This window comes from Desulfarculaceae bacterium (genome assembly GCA_020444545.1).
Taxonomy (GTDB): domain Bacteria; phylum Desulfobacterota; class Desulfarculia; order Desulfarculales; family Desulfarculaceae; genus Desulfoferula.
Window position 1 is genome coordinate 843,638 of sequence record JAHLKT010000001.1, and the last position, 22,906, is coordinate 866,543.

A 22,906-nucleotide genomic window follows, 5' to 3' on the forward strand; every position below is an offset into this window, starting at 1 on the left:
CGCTTAGGCCCTATTGTAGCGCAAGGAAACACAAGGACAAGATCAGGCCCGCACCACCGGGTCGCGCGAGGGGTCGAAGGGATTCAGGCGCACCGCCAGGGAAAAGAGATAAGGATGGCGCTCGCTGAGGTGGCTGACGTAGATGAGCCACTGCATTACCAACAGCCTGTAGACCCGCTTCAGGTCCCCGCCCAAATGGGCCCGGTCGGTGGGGGGCAGCGGGTGCAGGAAAGGCCGGTGGTATAGCTCGTCCTTCAAGTGGAACACCGCGCGCAGGCACTCGGTGAAAGAGTCCTTCTCGGTGATGAAGGGGTTTTCCAACAGGCGCAGCAAGAGGTCGCTGTGGGTGCTGAGCAGGTTGCTGATGCCCTCCAGGTCCACCTGGTCCGCGTCGATCTCATAGGCATGGGAGGCCAGCTTGGCCTCCAGGTGGGCGAAGTCGGCGGGCTTCCAGTCGGCCTTCAGCTTGAGCTCCTCGGCCAGCTCGCCGCTGTCCGGGTCGCCGGCCACGATGGCCATGAGCAGCTCCGAGCCCAGCTCGGAGAAGAAGATGCCCTCCACCACGTAGAGCTTGGCCAGCTGGGCCTGGCGCTCCCGGCGGCTGAGCAGCATCTCGGTGGCGTTGGCCACCACTCCCATGAAGGTGCCCACCCCGCCCACGATGAGAAACAGGGCCAGAACCTTGCCGGCCTCGGTGTGGGGCGAGATGTCGCCGTAGCCCACGGTGGTGATGGTCACTATGGAGAAGTAGATGGCGTCGTAGAGGGGCAGGCCCTCGGCCAGGGTGAAGCCCACCGTGCCCACCAGGAGCACGGCCAGCATGGCCACCAGGAATATGCGCAAACGGAAGGTGATGTCGTCCATGGCCGCTCCTCGCCGGCATTAGGCACCGGTGCTTATCATCTTAGCAAAGCCGGGGCGGCCCCGGTAGGCGGGCTAGTCGCGGTCCTTGTAGGACTCCCAGTCCTGGGTCTGGTAGGCGCCGTCGGCCACGAAGCGCATGGCCTGGGTCAGGCGCTTGCGGTCCAGATAGCCGGTGAGCCTGAGCACCGGCTTGCCCGCCGGGCTCAGGAAAACCATGGTGGGCACCTGCTTGATGGCGTATTGCTCGCCCACCTTCTCTTCCTCGCTGATGTCCACCATGACCAGGTCGAACTTGGAACTCATCAGGGCCGAGACCGCCGGGTCCGGGAAGACCAGGCGCTGCATCTTGCGGCAGAGGTAGCACCATGGGGCGGAAAAGTAGATGAGCACCGGCTTGGCCACCTGGCGGCCGGGGCGCATCACCGCGGCGTGGCTCTGCCACTTGAGGAGCGAGGGCTCCTGGGCCGTGGCCGGAGCGGCCAGGCAGATCAGGACCAGGAGCAAGAGGCAAAAAGCCACCCGCCGGCCCCTCCCGGCTGCGAGGGGGGGTGAGCCGGGAAGGACCGGGGGGGCAAGGAGACTAAAGGAAGCGCGCACCGGATCAGTCGCTTTTCCGGTACGAGTCCCAGGTTTGGCTTTGGTAGGCCTTGCTGGAAACGTAAGAAAGCAGCTTCAGGAAGCGCTCCGGACCAAAGACGCCCTTGGTCCGGAACACCTCCTTGCCCCCAGCGTCAAAAAAGATGTAGCTGGGGGTGTAGTCGGTGTTGAACTTCTTACCCAAGGCGGGGGCCTTTTCCAGGTCCACCTTGACCGGGACGAAGCCGGCGTTGAGACGCTTGATCACCCCCGCCTGGCTGTAGGTCTTGCGTTTCATTTCCTTGCAGCGGTAGCAGTAGGGCAGGTGGAAGTAGACCAGCATGGGCTTGGCCGCTTTCTGCTGGGCCGCCACCCCGGCCTGGTAATCCAACCAATGCACGCCCCCGGCCAGGGCCGGGGCGGCCGTCAGGCCCAGGGCCAACACGGCCAGGGCCGCCAGGAAAGCTATGCCGTTGCGCCGTCTCATCGCCTCTCCTCGTCAATGCTCCTAGAAGCGCCAGGAAACCATGAAGTGCACCGTGTCCTGATAGTGGCTCACCTCGGTGCCCGCGAAGGGGTTGGTGGGGCTGGGCGCGCCGGTGTTGGTCTGGCTGTTGCTGAAAGCGTGCTCCAAGGCGAAGTCGAAGTCCCAATCGCCGTAGGAGAAGGTGAAGCCGCCGGTAAGGTGGTGCTCCACGATGGCCGGGAACAGGGGGTTCAGGGTGTTGTCGGGCACCGGGTTCTGGCCGTAGTTATAGCCGGCCCGCACGGTCCACATGTCGTTGATCTCGTACTGGGCGCCCAGGGCGAAGACCCACTGGTCTTTCCAGTCCATGATGAAGGGCACGCTGAGGTTCTGGTAGCCCGCGGGCACCGGGGTGCTGGGGTTGGAGGCGGTAACGGTCACGGTCTGGATGGCGCTGGCCCAGTTGACCCAGCTCACGTCAAAGGCGAAGAGCCATTTGGTGGTGGGCCGGAAGCTCACCCCGAACTCCACCTGACGGGGCCAGGTGAAGTTGTCCATCTTGGCGTCCCTGTAGGTGACCTGGCCCAGGCCGGGACCGAAGTTGAAGCGCATCTCGCCGTCGTCGAAGTCCAGGGAGCTTTCGCTGGTGTAGGTGGCGCCGATGGCCCACTGCTCGTTGATCTGGTAGTTGGCCCCGAAGCGGCCGGCGATGGTGAAGGAGTTCAGGCCGGTGACGTGCTGGCCCTGCACCCCGTTGGGGAAGAAGTCGTAGTCGATGGAGGCGTAGCCGGCAAAGGCGGTGACGCCTAGAGTCAGGCTGTTGGTCACGTTATAGGCCACGGTGGGGGCCAGGCGCATGAAGGCCACCTGGGAGTACAGGCTGTCGTTGGCTCCCTGGAAGTTCTTCACGTTCTGGAAATCCACGCCCATGCCGCCCTGGGCGAAGATGCCCACGCCCCAGGACCAGCGGCTGGTGCCGATGCGCTGGGCATAGCCCGCGAAAGGCAGGGGGAAGACCTGGAACTCGTTGTCCACCGCCGAGGCGTAGGGCATGTCCACCTGCATCTGGGGGTTGAGCAGCGCGCCGCCCACGCTCACCACCCGGTTACAGGTGGTGGCCAGCTGGGCCGGGTTGCCCGCGATGGCGGTGCAGCCGGCGGGCACGGCCACGTCGGCCCCGCCCATGCCCGAGGACACCGCGCCGGTGCCGATCATGTTCATGCCGTTGGTGGCCAGGGCCATGCCGGGTACGGCCAGCACCATGGCCAAGGCCAGAAAGGCTCCCAAAACCTTTTTCATGTCGATTCCTTTCGTACTACTCCCATGAGTTAAGTCGAGTTATAGGAACCGCCCATTTGCCCCTCCGGTTCCTCCGGCCCGGCCTAGCCGCCGGGCCCCTCCTTATATGTTTCGGGCGGCGGGAACCGGCCCGCCGCCCGATAGCGCCTTTATACGAATAAGGTGATGTTGCAGCCGGTGGCATAGTTCAGGAAGGTGGCTGCCCCTCCCAGGTCGATGTCATCGATGAGATCCTCGCGCTTGACGCCCATCACGTCCATGGTCATCTGGCAAGCGATCAGGTCCACCTCGGTCTCGACGCACATCTCCAGCAGCTCGGGAATGCTGGGCACGCCCACCTTGCCCATCCAGCCGTTCATCATCTTGGTGGCCATGGCGGTCATGCCCGGCAACATGCCGATGATGTTGGGCACCGGCACGGGCATGGCCGGGTTGCCCACCGGGGGCACGCCCAGCTTGTGGTTCTTTTTCTTGTTCAGAATGTCCAGGCCGTAAAAGGTGAAGAAGACCTGGCAGGGAATGTCCAGGGCCGCGCAGGTGGTGGCCAGGATCAGAGGCGGATAGGCCATGTCCAGGCTGCCCTTGGAGGCAATGATCGCCGCTTTGGAATTTTTCTTGAGGGCCGACTCCAGTTGGGAGCCTACGGCTTTTTGCACCGCCTCGTCGATGTAGCTCTGAATCTCCTGATCCATGTTAACAACCTCCCCTCGCGTGGACGGCTCAGCGGCCGTCCACCACTTGTTTGGCATCCTGGGAACGTGCCGCGGTTTCGCGGACGCATTGAATTATCTTGTAAATTTCGGGCCGGGCGATGCTGTAGTACATGCAAGCCCCTTCGCGCCGGGCATCGAGCAACCCGCGCATACGCATGGCCTTGAGGTGCTGGCTGGTGGCCGACTGGGTGGCCCCGATGGCCTGGCTGATCCCTCCCACGTTGAGCTCTCCCGGCTCCAGGCACTGGGCGATTCGGATGCGCAGCGGGTGACCCATCACCTTGAACATTTCGGCCGCCTCGTTGAGGAAGTTATCGTCCATCAACCCCTCTCCCTAACTTTAACTTTTATTTTGCACTATTCTTATATGGCAATATTAATATATGCAACTAAAAAGATATCTACCATAATCCCTATACCTATATTCTCATTGGAGAATAGGCCTGAAACAACTATTTGTTAGAGGAAAATGCCCCCGCTCTGGGCGCCCCGCACCAGGCGCTTGAGCTCGGGATAGGGCTGTGCCCCCACCAGACCCCGGCCGTTGCACACGAAGGTGGGCACCGCGCTGATCCCCAAGGATCGGGCGAATTCCCAGTCCGCGTCTATCGCCTTGGCGTAAGCTCCCGATTCCACAACCTCAACCGCCTTGGCCGGGTCCAGGCCCGCCTTGGCGGCCAGCCCGGCCAACACCTCTATGTCCCACAGGTTGAGCCCGTCGGCGAAATAGGCGCGGAAAGCTGCGTCGTGGTAGGCCGGGCCCACGCCCTGGGCCTCGGCGTACTTGCCCAGCTCTTGGGCGCGGCGGCTGTTGAAGGTCGTGGTGCGGTTGCCCAGGGGAAGGCCCTCGGCGTTGGCCGCGGCCCGGAGGCGCTCCATCATGGCCGGGATGTCCTTGCCGCTGCCGGCAAAGAGCTGCTCCAGGCTCTGGCCCTGGGGCGGGGTCTCGGGGTGCAGGGGGAAGGCGATCCACTTGACGGTCACGCCCTCCTCCGCCTGAAGCCGTTCTATACGCCCGGTACAGAAATAGCACCAGGGTCAGATGTAGTCCGAGAATACCTCGATGGCAAGGGGCTCAAGCATGGGGCCTCCTATGGATGGCGGTTCATTTAATAATGTATCGCGATAAGGGAGGCGGGGCAAACCGGAAGCGGACCGCCCGAAGAAACGAGGGCGCTTGAAGGGTGCGCGGCTGGGGCGGATGGCCGCCCCAGCCGAAGCCATATAATTAGTAGCCCAGTTCCTCGCCCACCAGGATCACGTGGGTGCGGCCCGGGACCATGGAGCCCTCGGTGATGCTCCAGAAGTTGCAGATGCGCTTTGGCGCCCTACAGTCGGCGCAGAGGCCGTTGATGGTGCAGGGGGTCTCGCAGTTGATGCGCGCGGCGTTCACCGGGGCGGCGTAGTGCTTCACCCGGGCCATGGCGCTCTCCAGGTCCGGGGCCACCTTGTTCATGCCCACCACCAACACCACCTTGGCCGGGCCGAAGGCCATGGCCGCCACCCGGTTGCCCATGCCGTCCAGGTTCACCAAACGGCCGTCCAGGGTGATGGCGTTGGAGGAGGCCACCATCACGTCGGCGGTGAGGCCCTGGCGCCGCAGGGCCATGCCCTGGGCGGGCTCCAGGCCGGGCTGGTAGGGGTCGATCACCTCCACGTCCTCCACGGCGGCGATGGCCTCCCACAGGCCCAGCTCGCCGGTGGTCATGGAGCCGCAGCGGAAGACCTTCTGGCCGGGCTTGATGAACTCGAGCACCTTGGCCTTGGCCGCCGCGCCGTCCGGGGCGTAGCTGCCCTCCATGCGGCGTTTTTCCAGCCAACCGATGATCCCGGCGGCCACCTTTTCGTTCCAGGCCTTCTGATGCGCGTCCATGTCACCTCCTGCTAGCTATGCTGATATGGTTTAAAAAGCTCCTAAAAAGTTAGCACCGGCAGCCCGCTTTGCAAGTAGCCGGTCAGTGGCTGGCCCATGTAGATCACCTCGATGCCCAGCGACTCCAAGCGCTCGCTGACCCCGTAGCGGTCGGCGCAGGCCCGGCAGGCCAAGAGCTCCACCCCCGCCTCCTTGAGCGCCTCCAGCTCGGCCTGCAGCTCGGCGTCCTCGGCGATGAGCGAGGCCGAGGGCCCCCACACCACCAGGCGCACCTTGGGCCACCAGCCCTTGAGGCGCGAGTTCTTGGCGTACATGAAGACCATGTTTTTGGCTACCTCGCGGTCGCGGCTGGTCCAGATGATAACCAGGGTGTCTTTTTCCGTGCTCATGCGTCTCTCTCCCGAGTTGTTGGATGATATCCCCTATTATGCCAGCGGTGGGCCGGGCGAATTGTAGTTTCGGCTACCTGGCCGGGAAAAATCTTCCCGCCCGCCGCCCGGCCGGGTAATTGCTATGCGCCCGGCGAGAGCCCTTCACTATTCTATTGAATAGATGTTTTGTGCAATGGTTTGAAATTACGCGTCTTATTATCTTTATTTCTCACCACGGCCGGGGTGGCACGGCGGCTGCAAAACCTGGAGCTCAGGACCCCCAACCCTTTGCCAGGAGGCCCACCATGCCACACCCTCCCCGAACCGCCCTCACCCTGCTCTTGCTCCTCGGGCTGGCCGTTGCCCTCGCCTCCCTGAGCGGCTGCTTCCATCACCGCCCCTACCGCTCCGGCTACGGGGGAGGCCCCCCGGTGTACTACAATCCCCAGCCCCGCCACGACCACCACCGCGATGACCGCCGCGACTACCGGCCCACCCCCAAGCCCCCGCCACGCAAGGCCCGGCCCGACAACCGCCGGGGCGACAACAGCCCGCCTCCGGCCCCGGGCCAGGTGGCGCGAGAGCAGCCCAAGCCCCAGCGCCAAGTCCATAAGCCGAACCGAACCGCCCCCAAGAGCCCGGAGCGCAAGGCCCAGGCCAGGCCCAAGCCTCCGGTCCGCCATACCCAAGCCAAGCCCCAGCCCAAGCGCGAGATCCGCAAGCCCGACCGGGCCGCCACCAGGGCCCCGAACCGCAGGGCCCAGGCCAGGACTAAGCCCCAGCCCCGGCGCGAAGTACGCAAGCCCAACCGCGCCGCACCCAGGGCCCCGGAACGCAAGGCCCAGGCCAGGCCTAAGCCCCAGCCCCGGCGCGAAGTACGCAAGCCCAACCGCGCCGCGCCCAGGGCCCCGGAACGCAAGGCCCAGGCCAGGCCCAAGGCCAAGCCCCAACCCGAGCGCCGCCATAGCAAGCAGAAGGCCCCCAAGGACCAGGAGGGCAAGCGCCGGGACGGCGACCGCCGCGACCGCCGCGCCCGCCCCCGGGGCTAGGCCCCAAGCCGCAACCGGGCCGCCCCGCCACGGCCCTTTCCCCTGCCCCGCGAAAATTCTCCGCGCCTCGCCCTTGGAGTGCGAAAAAGCTTCCCACTGCCAGTCAGGCGCCATAACCAGGCCGAAATAAAAATAAATTTATAACCTATTGATTTAGTAGCCGTTGAAAGCTGGGGTGCTTATTTTGAAATTAGGTGGCACGCGGTCTGCAATGAATGAGGGGCAACCAACACCCCTCACTGGAGAGATGGCATGAGACGCGCAATGATCTTCCTACTGGCTGGAGTGCTCACCCTCGGCTTGGCCGCCGGCGCCATGGCCTGGGGCGGGTTCGGCATGATGGGCGGCGGCTACGGCCACGGTTGGGGCGGCGGCCACATGATGCAGCCCGGCTACCACATGGGCTATGGCCAGGGTTATGCCCAGGGCTACGGCCCGAACGGCGCGGCTCCCGGCTACGGCCCGGCCAACTGCCCCGGCTGGCAGGCCTGGAGCGGCCAGCAGCCCCAGGGCTACGGCCCGGGTTACGGCCCGGCTCCGGCCCCCCGAGGCCCGGTGACCCCGGCTCCCCCGGCCGACAGCCTGGAATAACAAGCCTTACCCCGGGGGTCCGGGCCTGCGGGCCTGGGCCCCCCCTCCCCTCTTTTGCCAAGGAGGCCGCCCATGACTCAGACCATCCGCAGCACCGAGCCCTGTCCGGTGTGCAATATGCCGGTGGACACCCGCCACACCGAGCTGGTGGCCCAGCGCGAGGGGCGTGTGTACTTCTTCTGCGCCCCGGGCTGCCGCGACAAATTCCTGTCCGAACCCTGCTGCGCCCAGCCCAAGGGCTGGTGGGGCCGCTTCCTGGACCGCCTCGCCCGGGCCAACGACAAGGAGTTCGGCGAGGGCGGGGCCCACTGCCATTAGGCGGGGCTTAATAAAAAAAGACGCGGGCCCGCGCGGCCCCACAAAAAGAGGGGAGAGGGCCTTGGCCCTCTCCCCGAATGCGTTACGCTCTGATGCGTCTAGCAGGCGCCGCAGCAGCCGTCACCGCAGCCGCCGCCGGTCCCGCAGCTCTCGGGCTGGGGAAGGGGGTTGGCGCTGGTGAGCAGGAAGCCCTGCTGGTTGTCCTCGTTGATGAAGTCCAACTTCACGTCGCCCACGGTATCGGCCAGATCCTTCTGGATCACGAAGTCCACGCCGTCCACCGCATAGGTCTCGTCGCCGTCACGGGCCTGGTCCACGCCCAGGGCCAACTGCGCGCCGCCGCAACCACTCTGCATGAAGATGCGGATGGGGGGCTCGAGGTTTTTTTCGGCCATAACCGTCTTGAGGGCCTGGCTGGCCTCGGGGGTCATTTCCATCATGGTTCAAGATGCCTTTCGTTAGTAGTAGCTCATGTCGCTAAAACATAAGGCCAAGAAGCGACATGTGCAACCCGGGCGCTAGAGTTAGGCTAAAATTCCATGTCCAGGTCCACCCCCAGGCGCTCCCACTGGGCCTCGGCCTCGGCCTCGCCCTGGGCGATCTCCTCGGGGGTCCAAGGATCGATGACCAGGCAGTCGGCCACCAGCTGCCACAGATACATCACCTCGTAGGGGTAGTCGTCATAGTACTTGGGTATCCGCTTCATGAGCTGATCGTGGCAGTTGGAGCAGGCCACCACCACCACGTTGGCCCCGCTTTCCTTGATGGACTCGTACTTCTTGCGGCCGTGCCAGGCGCTGTCGTCGTCATAGGGCATGGGCCACATGCCACCGCCGGCGCCGCAGCAGTTGCCGTTCATGCGGTTGGGCTCCATGTCCACGAAGTTGTCGGTGCACTGCTGGATGATCCAGCGGGGCTCCTCGAAGAAGCCGTGGCCGAAGTGGCTCTCCAGCTCGCGGCCGTGCTTACAGGAGTCGTGCCAGGTAAAGGTCTTGTCCGCGTACACGCTCTTGTCCAGCTTGATGCGTCCCGACTTGATGACCTCCATCAGGTAGTCGTAGAGATAGATGAAATCGATGGAGTTGTCGGGGTCGTCGAACTGGCACATCTTCATGCCGTTGCGGCAGCCGTAGGAGCCGCCCCCGCAGTCGGGCATGATCATGCGCTTGATGTTGAACTTCTTCATCATGTCGATCTTGCGCTGGGCCAGGATCTGGGTGGCCTCGTAGTTGCCCGTGAACAGGCCCCAGTCCACCGCCTCCCAGTTTTCGCTGGGGATGGTCCACTTTTCCTTGGCCGCGTAGAAGATCTTCCACCACCAATACATGTCCTCGAAGTCGCCGAAGACCTCCTTGGAGTTGGGGAAGAACAGGATGTCCGCGTCCTGGCGGTCCACCGGCACGTAGAAGCCGGGGCAGCAGTCCTCGGCCATCTCCACCCCCATGTCGGCCATGGTGAAAAGATAGTCATCGCGGGGGATGGCCATGTTGTTGCCGGTCTTGAGCACGTTTTCCACGCCCTTGTGCAGGATGCCCGGCACCTCGTCGCGGGGGCGCAGATGCTTCATGTAGCCGAAGATGGCCGGCATGTCCAGGCCCATGGGGCAGGCGGCGGCGCAGCGGCCGCAGCCGGTGCACAGCCAGGGGAAGCGGCTCTCCACCACCTCGTCGATCATGCCCAGGGCCAGCATGCGGATCACCTTGCGGGTGTCCCAGCCCTGGATGTCCTCGGCCGGGTCCCCGGTGATGGGGCAGCCGCCGGAGCAGGTGCCGCAGGTCAGGCAGAGGTTCAGGTTGGCCCCGTTGAGCTTTTCAAAGGCCTCTTGGGGCAGCTTTTTGGGTCGAATGGCTTGGGCTTGGCTCATCAATCACCTACCTTGGCTGGGGGCCGGAGCCCCGCGAAAATTCTTGCATGGCAATGGGCCGCGCCCGGGGGGGTTATCCCGCCGCGGCGGCCGCCTGCTCCGCCGGGGGGTACAGAGGCCCCAGCTGGCGGATGCGTTGGGTGAAGTCGTTGCAGGTCTGGGCGAACTGGGGCCCCATGGCCGAGGAATTGAAGAACATCTCCAGGCGCTCGGGCTCCACCCCGATCTGCTCCAGGATCTTCTTGCCCTCTTTCACCCGCTTCACGGCCTTGTAGTTGCCGTTCACGTAGTGGCAATCGTCCAAGAGGCAGCCGGAGAGAAACACCCCGTCCGCCCCGTCCTCGATAGCCCGGAGCATGTAGAGCAGGTCCACCCTGCCGGTGCAGGGCACCCGGATGATGCGCACGTTGGCCGGGTATTGCAGACGCATGCTCCCCGCCAGGTCGGCGGCGGCATAGGAACACCACTGGCAGCAATAGGCCAGTATCTGGGGCTCGAAATTGTCGGGCATACGCCCACCTCCCAAGGGAAGCGCATCCGGGGGAGCGGACCGCCCGCCGACGGCGAGCCGCGCTGGAATGGCCTTTTGGCGGGTGGGCATGGAGGGGGAAGTAGAGAGCATCAGGAGCCATGGAACCCACCTGCCGGCCGGAACCGGGCGGCTGGCCAGGGCGTTGCTCAGGTGAATCCCAATAGAAATCTCATGCTACGGCGCCTGTTAGTTTACAGATAGCCAAAGCTAGCCTTGGGGGGAGCGGGTGTCAAATAGGTAATAACTATTAGGTGATTACTCAACCCCCCGAAAATACCGATGCACCGGGGATTTAGTGGGGCGGGTTATCCGGCGGCCAGGGCGGCGATCAGGTAAGGCAGGGTGATGGCCACCAGCAATACGGTGAGCAGGGGGCGCAGGAGGTTCTTAGGGCGCGGGTTGCCTTCGCGTAGGGCGCTCCAGGCGTGGTTTGCCGCCGAAAGGCACAGGAAGATCAAGAGGGTGCTCATCAGGGCGGCCTGGGCCAAGGTGCCCCAGCCCAGGGCATAGGCCAACACGCAGGCCAGGGCCAGGGCCAGGTTGTTCAGGCCCGACTGGCGTTGGTAGGCCCCTCCCCCGCCCCCGTAGCCCGACTGCTCCGAGGCCGCGCGGCCCAGGAAAAGGCTCTCCAGGCCGGTGAGCCCGGCCACGGGGAGCACGGTCCAGAAGCAGACCAGGCTGAACTGGGCCTGAGGCGTGCCGCCCCAGAGGTGGGCCAGGAACACCCCCAGCCCCACTCCCGCCCAGCGGGCTATCTCCAGGACGCTATTGATGCTCATGGTGCCTCCGGGTTGCTCGACTGAGCCAACAAAGCACGAGGCGCGGCCCCGGGGCAAGGCCTTTGTGGGCCACGCGGCCCGCCGCCGCCAAAATCCGGGTTGACCGCCCGGCCCCGGCCCATTAGAAATGGTTAGCCGACCTCTAATCCCGCCCCAAAGGAGGCCCCCTTGCCGGTAATCGTGGTTGATCATCCCCTGGTGCGTCATAAGCTGGGCATCCTGCGCAAGCACGACCTGTCCACCTCCAGCTTCCGGGCCCTGGCCAGCGAGATAAGCATGCTGCTCACCTACGAGGCCACCAAGGACCTGACCACCGAGCCCAAGACCATCAAGGGATGGGCGGGCAAGGTGGAGGTGGAGGAGATAAAGGGCAAGAAGATCACCGTGGTGCCCATCCTCAGGGCCGGGCTGGGGCTCATGGACGGGGTGCTGGACATGATCCCCGGGGCCAAGGTGAGCGTGGTGGGCTTCTACCGCAACGAAGAGACGCTCAAGCCGGTGCAGTACTACGTGAAGCTGGCCAAGCACATGAAGCACCGCATGGCCCTGATCCTGGACCCCATGCTGGCCACCGGCGGCACCCTCATCGCCACCATCGACCTGCTCAAACAGGCGGGGGCGGACAAGATCCGGGGCATCTTCCTGGTGGCCGCGCCCGAGGGCATCGCGGCGGTGGAGGCGGCCCACCCGGAGGTGGAGATCTACACCGCGGCGGTGGACGAGCGTTTGGACGAGAACGGCTACATCCTGCCCGGCCTGGGCGACGCGGGCGACAAGATCTTCGGCACCAAATAGGCCCCCCACGGCCATCTATATAAGGAGAGCCCATGAGCCACTTTTCCAGCCCGGACTACAAGTTTTCCGCCAAGGGGGCGATCCTGGGGGCCCAGATGCTCTTTGTGGCCTTCGGGGCCCTGGTGCTGGTTCCCCTGCTCACCGGCCTCAACCCCAACGTGGCCCTGTTCACCGCCGGGGTGGGCACCCTTCTCTTCCAGATAATCACCAAGGGCAAGGTGCCGGTGTTCCTGGCCAGCTCCTTCGCCTTCATCGCCCCTATCATCTACGGCACCCAGACCTGGGGGGTGCCGGGAACCATGTGCGGCCTGGCCGCAGCCGGCGGGCTCTATGTGATCATCAGCCTGGTGGTGCGCGTGGGCGGAGTGCAGATACTCCAGCGCATCCTGCCGCCAGTGGTCACCGGCCCGGTGATCATGGTCATCGGCCTGATCCTGGCCCCGGTGGCGGTGAACATGGCCCTGGGCAAGACCGGCGACGGGGCCAAGGCGCTCTATCCCCAAAACCTGGCCCTGATCATCAGCCTGTTCTCCCTGGCGGTGACCATCGGGGTGTCGCTGTTGGCCAAGGGCTGGCTCAAGCTGGTGCCCATCCTCATCGGCATCGGGGCGGGCTACGGCCTCTCGCTCATTTTGGGCCTGGTCAACTTCGCGGGCCTCAAGGCCGCGCCCTGGCTAGCGGTGCCGGATTTCGTAATGCCAACCTGGAACCTGGAGGCGATCCTCTACATCGTGCCCATCGCCATCGCGCCGGCCATCGAGCACTTCGGCGACATCCTGGCCATCGGGGGCATCACCGGGCGCGACTACCTGAAGGAGCCGGGCATCAAGAACACCATGCTGGGCGACGGCCTGGCCACCAGCCTGGCGGCTTTCCTAGGCGGCCCGCCCAACACCACTTACAGCGAGGTCACCGGCGCGGTGGCCCTGACCAGGGCCTTCAACCCGGCCATCATGACCTGGGCGGCCGTGGTGGCCGTGGCCCTGGCCTTCGTGGGCAAGCTGGGCGCCTTCTTGCTCACCATCCCCGTGCCAGTCATGGGCGGGATCATGGTGCTGTTGTTCGGGGCCATCATGGTGGTGGGCATCAACACCCTGGTGCGCGCCGGACACGACCTCATGCACCCCAGAAACCTGACCATCGTGGCCCTGATCGTCATCTTCGGCACCGGCGGCATGGCCCTGCCCCTGGGCAGCTTCAAGCTGGCCGGCATCGGCCTGGCCGGGGTGCTGGGCGTGGTCTTGAACCTGGTCTTGCCCGGGCGCAAGGAGGCCGACGCCGCCTTGTGCGACCGCATGGCCGAAAAGCAGCCCGAAAGGGTGCTCATGGATTAGGCCCCAGCGCCGACAACCAAAAAGCCGGGCCCCCCAGACAGGGGGGCCCGGCCTTTTTTTTCAGGCGGGGTGCTTTATTGCTGCTCCACGTCCAGGCTCAGCTTGCTGGGCACGGTCTTGTCCTGGTTGGGCGGCTCTTCCTGGGGCGGCTTGATGCTCAGGCGCGCGGGGGAGAGCTTGTAGCGCTTGGTGAGCAGCTTGGCCGCCGCCGAGGCCCGCTCCTGGCCCAGGGCGCTCAGTTTGGCCGGGTCCAGGGGCTGTTTGGCCAGCAGGGCGCGGAACATGGCCCGGTGTTGGGCCGCGGCCAGCTGCTGCCCGCTGCGCTGCTTGCCGCTCCGGGTGGGGCTGGCCGCCACCCGGCGCTTGAGCTGGTCCAAATCCAGGCGGGAGTAGCGCTTCAGGTAGAGCGCTTCGATGACCCGCCCCACCGCCGGGCTGCTCCAGGACACCCGAAGCTGGGTGCGCCCGGCCTCGCCTTGGCCACTCATCTTGGTCAGCTCGGCCACCAGGGCCCGCCGCTTGAGGGCCGGGGCGTCCAGCACCGGGCTGTAGCCTCCGGCGATGGCCAGCTTGACCTGGGGCCGCTTGTCCATGGCCTGGGCCAGCTTGGCCAGCTTCTCTTCCTGGGGCGGGGAGACGCGGAAGCTGCCCGGGTCGAAATCCACCCGGCCCAGATCCTCGCCCGAGGCCCCCACCAGCCCGGCCAGCCAGGAGAAGGGCGCGGTGATCACCTTGCTCACCACGTTGGCCAGGGCGGTGGCGATGAGCCCTCCCACCGAGACCTGGGGGTCGCTCAGGTCGCCGCTGATGGGCACCGCCATCTGGATGCGCCCCTGCGAGTCCTTCAAAAGGGCCACGGCCAGGTCCAGGGGCAGGTTGGGCGCGCCGGGCTGGTCGATCTTGTCGCCCAGGACCAGGTTCTTGATCAGCACCTGGTTTTCGCCCACCAGGCGCTCCCCTGCCAAACGGTAGTCCATCTCCAGGTAGAGCTTGCCCTCCTTGATGCGCCAGCCCGCGAACTTGGCGGCATAGGGGCTCAGATGGTGCAGGTCCAGGTTCTCGAAGTTCATCTTGAGGTGCGAGCGGCTGCCCGGGGCCAGGGGCAACAGCCGCCCGGCGATCTCGGCCTGGCCGTAGCGGTCCACCCGCCCGCGCAGGCGAAGCGGCATGGGCGAGGACACCTGGTTGCCCACGTCGCGGGCGCTGCCCCGCAGCTCGCGCACCAGGGAGGAGAACTTGGGCTCCAGGCTCAAGTCGGTGTAGTCCAGCTGGCCCCGGCTGATGTGCACCACCCCCAGCTGATAGGCAAAGGCGGGCGGCTGTTTGTCCTTGGTCTTTTGCTTCTCGCCTCCGGCCTCGGCGTCTTTGCCGCGCTTGATCACCTGCAAGAGGTTGATCTCGCCCTTGGGGCCGATCACCACCTTGAGGCGCGGCTCCTGCAAGTCGGCCCGCTCCATGCTCAGGCTGGGCGGGGTCAGCTCCAGCCTGAGGGCCGGGGTGGAAAACTGCGCTAGGCCCAACAGCTCGTCCTGGCTGGTCTGGGCCCGCAGGCTCAGGCGGCTCAGCGAGGCCCGCGCCTCCAGCACCAGGCCCTTGCCCCGGGCGGGTTTGCCCACCAGCACCCTCCCCTGGCTGGAGAACCGGCCCTCGACCAGCCGGGCCCGGGCCGCGCGGGCCAGGTAGGGCTGCAAGGCCTTCAGGTCGATCGCATCCAGCTCGTAGTCGGCCTCCAGGTCCGGGGCCAGGGAAATGAGCTTGCCCTTGGCCGAGAGCTTGCCTCCGCTGACCAGCTCGGCCCGAAGGCTAAAGGGCCAGGCCCCGTCCATGGGCCAGGCGGGGCCCTCCAGGCCCAGGGAGAGGTGCTGCACCTCCAGCTTGGCGGGTTCTTCGCCGCGCTGGTCCTCGAAGACCAGCTCGTAGCCGTCCAGGGAGGCCCGCTTCAGATTGAAGCGCCAGCCGGGCGCGGCCTTGACCGGTGCTTCCTTGGCGGGTGCCGCCTCGGCGGCGGGCCGGGGCTTGGCCAGGCCGCTCCAGTTGAGCTTGCCGTCCTTGCCCATCACCGCCAGGGCGCGGCCGCCGGAAAGCTTGAGGCTCTCCAGGCTGAACACGCGCGAGGCCAGGTCCAGGCTGCCCCCGCTTGCCTCCAGGCTCTTCAGGGTGGCCAGCGGCTCCCCGCCCTCGGCCCCCAGGGCCAGCTTGTCCAGCGAGGCCGTGAGCCCGCTCAGGCTCAGCTTGGGCTTACCGTCGGCTTGGCTCAAGCTCAGCTTGCCCCCGGCGCTCAGGCCCTCCAGGCTAAGGCCCGGGCCGCCGTCCACGGGGGTCAGGCCCAGCTGGCGAACGCTCAGCTTGAGCGGGTCCAGGGCCAGCTTGAGCCTGCCGTCGTCCCAGGACATCTCGTATTTGGCGCTGAGATCCACCGTGCCCCGGGGCGCGGCGATCAGCTCGGCCGCCTCGGGGGCCAGCTCGTAGAGGGTGGCCAGCTTCCAACCTTCCAGGCTCACCCGCCCGCTGGAGGCCAGGGGGCTAAGGCCCAGCCTGCCCCGCCACACCAGGCGCTCGTTCTGGGCGCTGGCCGCGGTCAGGTTGAAGGGGCCGCAGTCCTTGGGCAGGCCGCAGAGCTCGGGCATGGTGGAGAGGTCGGTCAGCTCCAGGTTGATGGGGATCACCCGCAGGCGGCCGGGGTGGTCCTTGCGCTGGCGCAAAAACCACAGGCTGCCCTTGGCCAGCTTCAGCTTGCGCAGCAGGAAGGGGAAGGGCTCCTTGCTTTCCTTGGCCGGGGCCGGGGCCGGGGCCGCTTCCTTGGGGGCCAGCTCGGCCAGGTTCAGGGAGCCGTCGGGCCGGAGCACCACCTGGACGAAAGGCTCCTCCAGGGTGACCTCCGAACAGATCAGGGCCCAGCGCCACAGGCTGGCCGCGTCCAGGCGCACCACCAGGCGCGAAAAGGAGATCATGGGCTTGGGCTCGCCCGGCCCCAGCACGAAGCCGTCGGCCTCCAGGCGCAGGGTGAAGGGGTTGAAGGACACCCGCTCCAGGCTGGCCTTTTGCCCGGTCTGGGCCTCCAGCGCGGCGGGCAGCTTGCTTTTGATCAGATAAGGCAGGCCCCAGAAGCCCAGGGCGGTGTAGAGCCCCAGCAGGAGCAGTATCACCGCCCCGGTGATCCAGGGCCAACGGCGGGTTTTGTTTTGGCTCATGGGCAACAGCTATCCCGGGCGGCCGGTTGAGAGGAAAAAATCGGCGAGCGGCCGCCCTGCTCTCAATTATAAGCCATGCGCCGGGCCAAAAGCCCTTTCCCCGCGGCCTTGAAGCTATTGACCGCGGTTATATACTTCTGCCGTACAAATGCACTAGCTCGGCCCCGCCCCGACCGAGTCGACCCCGCACCCCGGAACCGAGGCCATGGACCCCAAAGCGCTCATCCTGCTCATCCTGGGCCATTTGACCACCGACACCACCCAGGGGGCCTTGCCCGCTCTGTTGCCCCTGCTCAAGCAGGTGCACCAGCTCAGCTACGCCCAGGCCGGGGCCCTGATCATGGTGATGAACCTCACCTCCTCGGTGATTCAGCCCCTGTTCGGCCACCTCACCGACCGCTGGAACCTGCGCTGGCTGGTGCCCGTGGGGGTGGCCCTGTCCGGGATCAGCTTCGGCTTCATCGGCCTGGCCCCGGCCTACTGGGTCATCATCGTGGTGGTGATCTTCTCGGGCCTGGGGGTGGCCAGCTTCCATCCCGAGGCCTTCAAGGGGGTGCTTGGCTCGGCCGGCTCGCGCAAGGTGGTGGGGGTGAGCTGGTTCATGGTGGGGGGCAACGCGGGCCTGGCCCTGGGCCCGGTGCTCATCATGGCCTACTACTCCTGGCTGGGTCTGGGGGGCTCGCTCCTGTTCGCCCTGCCCGGCATCGCCGTGGCCCTGTTGCTCTGGGCCTATTGGCGCCGCCTGGACCGCAAGAACGGGACCGCCGCCCCGGCCCCCTCGCCCGAGCGCCTGCCGCTCCGGGGCCGTCTAAAGCCCCTGGGCATCCTCATGGGCGCGGTGACCCTGCGGGCCTGGGTGCACATGGGCGCGGCCACCTTTTTGCCTTTCTATTACGTGAAGGTGCTGGGCGGCGACGCGGTGGCCGCCGGTTCCATGCTCACCATCTTCCTGGCCGCCGGAGTGGTGGGCACCCTGGCCGGGGCGCCCCTGGCCGAACGGGTGGGCCCCAAGCGCTTCTTCGTGGTCACCGTGGCCCTCACCTCTCCCCTGCTGGTCCTGCTCCAGCTCATGCCCGCCGGGCTTTGGTTCCAGGTGGTGCTGGCCCTCTTGGGCGGGGTGCTCTTGTCCACCTGGTCGGTGGTCATCGTCATGGGCCAGCAGCTCTTGCCCGACCGGGCGGGCACCGTGTCCGGGGCCCTGGTGGGCTTCTCCATGGGCCTGGGCGGGGTGGGCGCGGCGCTCATGGGCGTGGTGGCCGACCACTGGGGCGTGGCCACGGTGCTGCACATCGTCACCGTGTTGCCCCTGATCAGCGCGGCGGTGGGCTTGTTCATCCCCATGCGCGACCAGGACTACGCGGCCAGCCGCGCCTAGGCCCCACCCCCTCCAAATAGCTCGGGCGGCATCGCTATGATGCCGCCCTTTTTATTTTTCCGTCTTAGCGCTCTTTGGGTCTGAGAAAAAACCGACAACCCCGGCACAGCCAGCCGCCGGTTAACAAGGCGTCCGGCGAACGAGGGCCGCAGGCGTATATGGCAATACGCCGAGGCCCGAGAGAGGCCGGCAACGAAGTTTCCCGGTGGCTGGCGCAGCCGGCCGGTCTAACGCCTGGGTTTGGTTTCGGTAAGGACCAACGACAGCAGCAGAGCGGCCAACGCTCCGGCCGTGGTGAACAGGAACATCAGCTTGTAGGCCGCCACCGGCGCGCCGCCCGCGCCCTCGCCGGCCCAGGAGAGCACCGCGCCCATGGCCACCTGAAACAGGGCCCCGCCCAGGAAGGGGAACAGGTTGACCATGCCCACCGAGGCCCCGGCGATCTCCACGGGAAAGAGCTCCTTGGACACCGTGGCCATCACCGGCCCGGTGGCCGCGCCCCCGCAGCCCAGGCCGAAGTACAGCACGTACAAGAGCCACAGGGGCAGACCGGCGGTGAAGAAATAGAGCATGGCGAAGGAGATAAACAGGATGCTGGAGCACCCGATGAGCACCGGCTTGCGGCCCCAGCGGTTGGCCAGCACCCCGATGAGCGGCGCGCCGATGAGCAGGGACAGGGAGAAGGTGGAGAGTATCCCCCCGGCCATGGCCTTGCTCATCCCGTGCACCTGCATCAGGTAGGGCCCGCCCCACAGCCCGCCCATGGCAAAGGACAGGCCGGTGGCGAAAAAGGCCCACGCGGCCAAGGGCCAGAAGCGCGCGGCGGTGAGCACCTGTTTGATGCCCGCCAACAGGGGCGGCCGTTTGGCCGGGGGCTCGGAGGCCGTGGGGTTGATGGCCGGCCAGCCCATGTCCTGGGGCTTGTCGCGCACCACCAGCCACACCGCCGCGGCCATCACCGCCGTGAAGCCGCCCACCGCGGCCAGGCTGAGCCGCCAGCCCAGGGCATCGCTGAGAAAAGCCAGGGGCGCGCCCGCGGTGAGGGCCCCCACCCCGCCCACGGCCATGAACACCCCGCCCATGGTGAGGAAACGCTCGGGGCTGAACCACTGTGAGAGCAGCTTGAAGTTGCACACGAACACCGTGGCCACCCCGGCCCCCACCATCACCCGGCCCAGCACGGCCAACTCCATGTTGGGGGCCAGGCCCATGAGGGCCGAACCGGCGGCGGCCACCAGGAAAAAGGCGAAGATGGTTTTGCGGGGCCCCCAGGAGTCGGCCAGGATGCCGGTGGGGATCTGCATCAGGGCGTAGGGATAGAAGTAGGCCGAGCCCAGCAGGCCCAGCACCGTGCCGCTGAGCCCGAAGTCGGCCTGGATGTCCAGGGCGATCACCGCCGGGCAGAGGCGGTGGAAAAACACCAGCAGGTAGCTGAGGAAGATGACCAGGCAGATGAAATAACGGTAGCGTTTGGCCTTGGCCATCAGTTCCCCAGCTCCTGCCGCCATGTTCTAGGCCTCCGCCTCCGCGTGCTTGCGCCGCGACCAACCCAGCACCGCCGCCGCCACCAAAGGCACCGCCCCCACCGCGCTGACCAGGGGGTTGGGCACGATGAGCGCCACCGCCGAGGCCAAGAGCACCAGGCGCTGCCACCAGTTCAGGGGGATGGCGAACCAGCCCACCAGGCCGCCAGCCAGGGCGGTCACGCCCAGGAGCGCGGTGATGGAGTTCAGGATGATGTGGCCGATATCGCCCTCCAGCACGATGGAGGGGCTGTAGAGGAACAGGAAGGGCACGATGAACCCGGCCAGGCCCAGCTTGAAGGACACGAAGCCGGTCTTCATGGCGTTGGTGCCCGCGATGCCGCTGGCCGCATAGGCGCTGATGGCCACCGGCGGGGTGATGAAGGAAATGATGGCGAAGTAGAAGATGAACATATGCGCCTGCAAGGGACTAACCCCCATGTCGGTCAGGGCAGGCACGCCGAGCACGGCAGTAATGATGTAGGCCGCCGTGGTGGGCAGGCCCATGCCCAGGATGATGCAAGCCACCATGGTCAACAGGCCGCCCAGCCAGAGCACGCCGCCGGATAAGTGTATCACCATCTGGGTGAAGCGGACGCCCAAACCGGTGAGTGAGACCACGCCGATGACCAGCCCGGCCGCGGCGCAGGCCATGGCCACGGGCACCGCGGTGATGGCCCCGGCCTTGAGCGCGTCCAGGATCTCCCGCCAGGGGAAGCGCTTCTCGCGCCAGAGGATGAAGCCCGAGGCGGTGACCACCAGGGTGCAGATGGCGTAGAAGCCGGCCAGCATGGGCGAGAGCTGGCGCACCACCAACAGATAGACCAGCACCACCAACGGGATGATCAGGTGCCAGCCGGTCTTGAGGCTCTCGCGGGCCTTGGGCACCTCGCCCGGAGCCAAGACCCGGATCTGCTTGCGGTGGGCCTCGAAGTACACCATAAGCCCCACCGAGGCGAAGTAGAGCACCGCCGGGATGGCCGCGGCCAGGGCGATGTGGGCATAGGAGGTGCCCAGAAGCTCAGCCATGACAAAGGCGCCCGCGCCCATCACCGGGGGCATGATCTGCCCGCCGGTGGATGCCACCGCCTCCACCGCCCCGGCAAAGACCGGGCTGTAGCCGGTGCGCTTCATCAGGGGGATGGTGAAGGTGCCGGTGGTCACCACGTTGGACACCGAGCTGCCGCTGATGGAGCCCATGAGCCCGCTGGCCACCACCGAGGTGAGCGCGGGGCCGCCCCGCCGCCGGCCGGTAAGGGCCAGGGCCAGGGAGATGAAGAAGTTGCCCGCGCCCAGCTTGTCTAAAAAGGCCCCGAAGATGATGAACACGATGACGAAGGTGGCCGAAACCGCGATGGGTATGCCGAACACGCCCTCGGTGGTCCACACCAGGTAACTCACCAGCCGCTCGGGGCCGTAGCCCTTGTGGGCCAAAAATTCGGGCATGTAGGGGCCGAGCACGCCATAGGCCAAAAACGACAAGGCCACCAGCACGATGGGCATGCCCACCGAGCGCCGGGTGCCCTCCAGGATCAAAAACACCAGCCCGGCCCCCACCCAGATCTCGATCTCGCTGGGGCCCATGATCCCCCGGTCCAAGACCGTCTCCGGGGCCAGGGCCTGGAGCATGAACACCGCCAGGGCGATCACCGCGGCGGACAGTCCCCAGTCCGCGATGCCCGGCCTGGGGTCCTTGGACGAGGCGCGCAGGCGGTTGATGAGGAAGCACAGGAACAACAGGCCCAGCAGGTGCACCCCCCTCTGATACAGGGGCGAGAGCACTCCGAAGGCGGCGGTGTACAGATGGAAGCAGGACAGGCTCACCGCCACGACAAAGACCAGCCAGCGGGCCAGGGCGGGCGGCTGGACGGGGGCGGAGGCTTTTTCCTCGGTGGAAGGCACGGCCTTATTACTCCAAGGTGAAGACGATTCTCTGGCCGGGCTCGCCCCACTTGGTGAAGGGGGTGGCCCGCCGGCTCTCGCCGGGACCGGCCAGGATCAGCTGTTGGGGTTTGGTGAAGGCCACCCGGGTGATGATCTCGCGCAGGCGGTCGCTGGGGGCGGGCTGGATATGGCTCAGACGCACCCGCTCGCGTTCCACGGTGGCTTGGCTCTGGTAGCGGGTGTCGCGGTAGTCGTAGGTGTCGTCGGCGTAGTCGACCTCCACCGGAACCAGGCGGCCGCCCGCCACCGCGAAGCTTTCGCTCACCCAGTGGCGGTCATAGGAATGAAAGAAACGGATGGTGAGGCGGGTCACCCCGGCCAGGGGCAGGCGCTCGCTCAGGCCGGTGGCCGGATTACTGACCACCAAGACCCTCCCGGTCTCCCCCGCCACAACGGGCGGGGGAGCCGGCGACGCGGCAAGGAGCAACAATGCCGCGCCCAGGATTAGCCGGAGGAGGGTTCGGATCATAACCTCACTTGATAAGGGCCGCCGGGATCTTCAGGCCCTTTTCCTTGTAGTACTTCACCGCGCCGGGATGCAGGGGCACGTTGAGGCCCTTGAGCGCGTCGGCCAGCTTGGTGTAGCGCTTCACCGCCGGGTGGGTGCCGGTCCACTCTTTCTCGAACCCCCACACGCCCTTGAGCAGAGCGTACACCTGGTCGGCGCTCAGGCCGGCCTTGGTGCTGGTGTACATCACGATGCGGCTGGTGGGCGTGGGCACGGCCTTGTCCACGTTGCGGTAGGTGCCGGCCGGCACGTCGCGCTTGGTGAAGAAGGGATATTTCTTGTAGAAGCCCGCGTCGCCCACGGGGATCATCTTCACCTTGTAGCTGGTAGTCAGGTCCAACAGGGCGGCGGACTTCAGCGGGTGGGTGATGATGAAGGCGTCCAGGGTGCCGTCCTTGAGCGCGGCCACCATCTCGGTGTTGGACATGAACTCGGGCTTGATGTCCTTGTAGGTCAGGCCGTAGTAGCTCAGGATCTTCTGGGCCGCGCGCTCGCCGCCGCTGCCGGGCGCGCCCACGCCGATGCGCTTGCCCTTGAAGTCCTTCACGCTGGTGATCTTGCTGTCGCCGGCCGCGAAGACCTGGGCCCAGGACAACAGGGTGCCGAACAGGGACTGCAGGCTATCGACCGCACGGCCCTTGTACTTGCCCTGGCCCTTGTAGGCCAGCCAGGCCACCTCGTTCTGGCTGATGGCCCAGTCCACGTTGCCTTGGCCCAGGTTGCGGATGTTCTCCAGCGAGGCGCTGGAGGCCTCGGCCGAGGCCTTGAAGCCGGGCACATGGCGGTTGATGGTCTCGGCCATGGCCACGCCCATGGGGTACAGGGCCCCGGCGGTGCCGGCGGTGCCGATGCTGATGCGCTTGTCCGCGGCCATGGCGGGCAGGCTCAGGGCCACAACGGCCAGAGCGGCCACGGCAATGCTTACCAATTTTTTCATCGCT

At 66.3% G+C, this 22,906-nt stretch carries 24 protein-coding genes; 6 read left to right on the top strand and 18 right to left on the bottom strand.

The features are described from left to right. Positions 1-42: 42 nt before the first annotated feature. The 9 genes from KQH53_03980 to KQH53_04020 form a co-directional block, all read right to left on the bottom strand. Positions 43-864: a potassium channel family protein gene (locus tag KQH53_03980; protein MCB2225814.1), complete on the bottom strand. Its 822-nt coding sequence runs from the start codon at positions 862-864 to the stop codon at positions 43-45. A gap of 72 nt (positions 865-936) precedes the next feature. After that, entirely contained in the window at positions 937-1,383 is a 447-nt protein-coding gene (locus tag KQH53_03985; protein ID MCB2225815.1) for a thioredoxin fold domain-containing protein, read from the bottom strand. Between the two features lie 82 nt (positions 1,384-1,465). Further along, the gene (locus KQH53_03990; GenBank protein MCB2225816.1) at positions 1,466-1,927 is read right to left on the bottom strand and encodes a thioredoxin family protein; all 462 of its coding nucleotides are present in this window, start codon (positions 1,925-1,927) and stop codon (positions 1,466-1,468) included. A gap of 21 nt (positions 1,928-1,948) precedes the next feature. Continuing rightward, positions 1,949-3,205, bottom strand: a complete 1,257-nt coding sequence (locus KQH53_03995) for an outer membrane protein transport protein (protein MCB2225817.1) — start codon at positions 3,203-3,205, stop codon at positions 1,949-1,951. A 149-nt stretch (positions 3,206-3,354) separates the two neighbouring features. Continuing rightward, positions 3,355-3,897 carry a DsrE/DsrF/DrsH-like family protein gene (locus KQH53_04000; GenBank protein MCB2225818.1) on the bottom strand — a complete coding sequence of 181 codons (543 nt, stop codon included), beginning with the start codon at positions 3,895-3,897 and terminating at the stop codon, positions 3,355-3,357. Between the two features lie 28 nt (positions 3,898-3,925). Next, positions 3,926-4,240, bottom strand: coding sequence for a metalloregulator ArsR/SmtB family transcription factor (locus KQH53_04005; protein ID MCB2225819.1), 315 nt, complete (start codon positions 4,238-4,240; stop codon positions 3,926-3,928). A gap of 137 nt (positions 4,241-4,377) precedes the next feature. After that, on the bottom strand, positions 4,378-4,929 hold the full coding sequence (locus KQH53_04010) for a DsbA family protein (GenBank protein ID MCB2225820.1): 552 nt from the start codon (positions 4,927-4,929) through the stop codon (positions 4,378-4,380). 217 nt (positions 4,930-5,146) lie between these two features. After that, positions 5,147-5,791: a lactate utilization protein gene (locus tag KQH53_04015; GenBank protein ID MCB2225821.1), complete on the bottom strand. Its 645-nt coding sequence runs from the start codon at positions 5,789-5,791 to the stop codon at positions 5,147-5,149. Positions 5,792-5,832: 41 nt separating this feature from the next. Beyond that, positions 5,833-6,180, bottom strand: a complete 348-nt coding sequence (locus KQH53_04020; protein MCB2225822.1) for a DsrE family protein — start codon at positions 6,178-6,180, stop codon at positions 5,833-5,835. Between the two features lie 287 nt (positions 6,181-6,467). Between KQH53_04020 and KQH53_04025 the strand changes: the two genes are divergently transcribed. The 3 genes from KQH53_04025 (at position 6,468) to KQH53_04035 (ending at position 8,120) form a co-directional block, all read left to right on the top strand. Beyond that, positions 6,468-7,211 (top strand): hypothetical protein, encoded by a 744-nt coding sequence (locus tag KQH53_04025; GenBank protein MCB2225823.1) that lies wholly within the window; start codon positions 6,468-6,470, stop codon positions 7,209-7,211. 252 nt (positions 7,212-7,463) lie between these two features. Then, positions 7,464-7,802 (top strand): hypothetical protein, encoded by a 339-nt coding sequence (locus KQH53_04030; protein MCB2225824.1) that lies wholly within the window; start codon positions 7,464-7,466, stop codon positions 7,800-7,802. A gap of 72 nt (positions 7,803-7,874) precedes the next feature. Then, positions 7,875-8,120: a YHS domain-containing protein gene (locus KQH53_04035; protein ID MCB2225825.1), complete on the top strand. Its 246-nt coding sequence runs from the start codon at positions 7,875-7,877 to the stop codon at positions 8,118-8,120. A 98-nt stretch (positions 8,121-8,218) separates the two neighbouring features. On the opposite strand, the gene KQH53_04040 is transcribed toward KQH53_04035, so the two are convergent. The 4 genes from KQH53_04040 to KQH53_04055 form a co-directional block, all read right to left on the bottom strand. Further along, complete coding sequence (locus tag KQH53_04040) at positions 8,219-8,560, bottom strand: IscA/HesB family protein (GenBank protein MCB2225826.1); 342 nt, start codon at positions 8,558-8,560, stop codon at positions 8,219-8,221. A gap of 89 nt (positions 8,561-8,649) precedes the next feature. After that, positions 8,650-9,984: a (Fe-S)-binding protein gene (locus KQH53_04045; protein MCB2225827.1), complete on the bottom strand. Its 1,335-nt coding sequence runs from the start codon at positions 9,982-9,984 to the stop codon at positions 8,650-8,652. Positions 9,985-10,057: 73 nt separating this feature from the next. Then, positions 10,058-10,495 carry a hydrogenase iron-sulfur subunit gene (locus tag KQH53_04050; GenBank protein MCB2225828.1) on the bottom strand — a complete coding sequence of 146 codons (438 nt, stop codon included), beginning with the start codon at positions 10,493-10,495 and terminating at the stop codon, positions 10,058-10,060. A 326-nt stretch (positions 10,496-10,821) separates the two neighbouring features. After that, complete coding sequence (locus tag KQH53_04055; GenBank protein MCB2225829.1) at positions 10,822-11,295, bottom strand: hypothetical protein; 474 nt, start codon at positions 11,293-11,295, stop codon at positions 10,822-10,824. 168 nt (positions 11,296-11,463) lie between these two features. On the opposite strand from KQH53_04055, the gene upp reads away from it, so the two are divergent. Then, positions 11,464-12,090, top strand: coding sequence for a uracil phosphoribosyltransferase (gene upp / locus KQH53_04060; protein MCB2225830.1), 627 nt, complete (start codon positions 11,464-11,466; stop codon positions 12,088-12,090). 32 nt (positions 12,091-12,122) lie between these two features. Next, entirely contained in the window at positions 12,123-13,424 is a 1,302-nt protein-coding gene (locus KQH53_04065; protein ID MCB2225831.1) for a uracil-xanthine permease family protein, read from the top strand. Between the two features lie 74 nt (positions 13,425-13,498). Here the strand turns inward: KQH53_04065 and KQH53_04070 are convergent, their stop codons facing one another. Then, the gene (locus KQH53_04070) at positions 13,499-16,615 is read right to left on the bottom strand and encodes a DUF748 domain-containing protein (GenBank protein ID MCB2225832.1); all 3,117 of its coding nucleotides are present in this window, start codon (positions 16,613-16,615) and stop codon (positions 13,499-13,501) included. Positions 16,616-16,820: 205 nt separating this feature from the next. Here KQH53_04070 and KQH53_04075 point away from each other — a divergent pair, with 205 nt between their 5' ends. Continuing rightward, positions 16,821-17,990 carry an MFS transporter gene (locus KQH53_04075; GenBank protein ID MCB2225833.1) on the top strand — a complete coding sequence of 390 codons (1,170 nt, stop codon included), beginning with the start codon at positions 16,821-16,823 and terminating at the stop codon, positions 17,988-17,990. Positions 17,991-18,217: 227 nt separating this feature from the next. Here KQH53_04075 and KQH53_04080 read toward each other — a convergent pair whose 3' ends face one another. The 4 genes from KQH53_04080 to KQH53_04095 form a co-directional block, all read right to left on the bottom strand. Then, positions 18,218-19,474 (bottom strand): MFS transporter, encoded by a 1,257-nt coding sequence (locus tag KQH53_04080; GenBank protein ID MCB2225834.1) that lies wholly within the window; start codon positions 19,472-19,474, stop codon positions 18,218-18,220. A gap of 27 nt (positions 19,475-19,501) precedes the next feature. Continuing rightward, positions 19,502-21,415, bottom strand: coding sequence for a TRAP transporter permease (locus tag KQH53_04085; protein ID MCB2225835.1), 1,914 nt, complete (start codon positions 21,413-21,415; stop codon positions 19,502-19,504). Between the two features lie 7 nt (positions 21,416-21,422). Continuing rightward, positions 21,423-21,821: a hypothetical protein gene (locus KQH53_04090; GenBank protein MCB2225836.1), complete on the bottom strand. Its 399-nt coding sequence runs from the start codon at positions 21,819-21,821 to the stop codon at positions 21,423-21,425. Positions 21,822-21,930: 109 nt separating this feature from the next. Further along, positions 21,931-22,902 carry a TAXI family TRAP transporter solute-binding subunit gene (locus tag KQH53_04095; GenBank protein MCB2225837.1) on the bottom strand — a complete coding sequence of 324 codons (972 nt, stop codon included), beginning with the start codon at positions 22,900-22,902 and terminating at the stop codon, positions 21,931-21,933. Between the last annotated feature and the right edge of the window lie 4 nt (positions 22,903-22,906).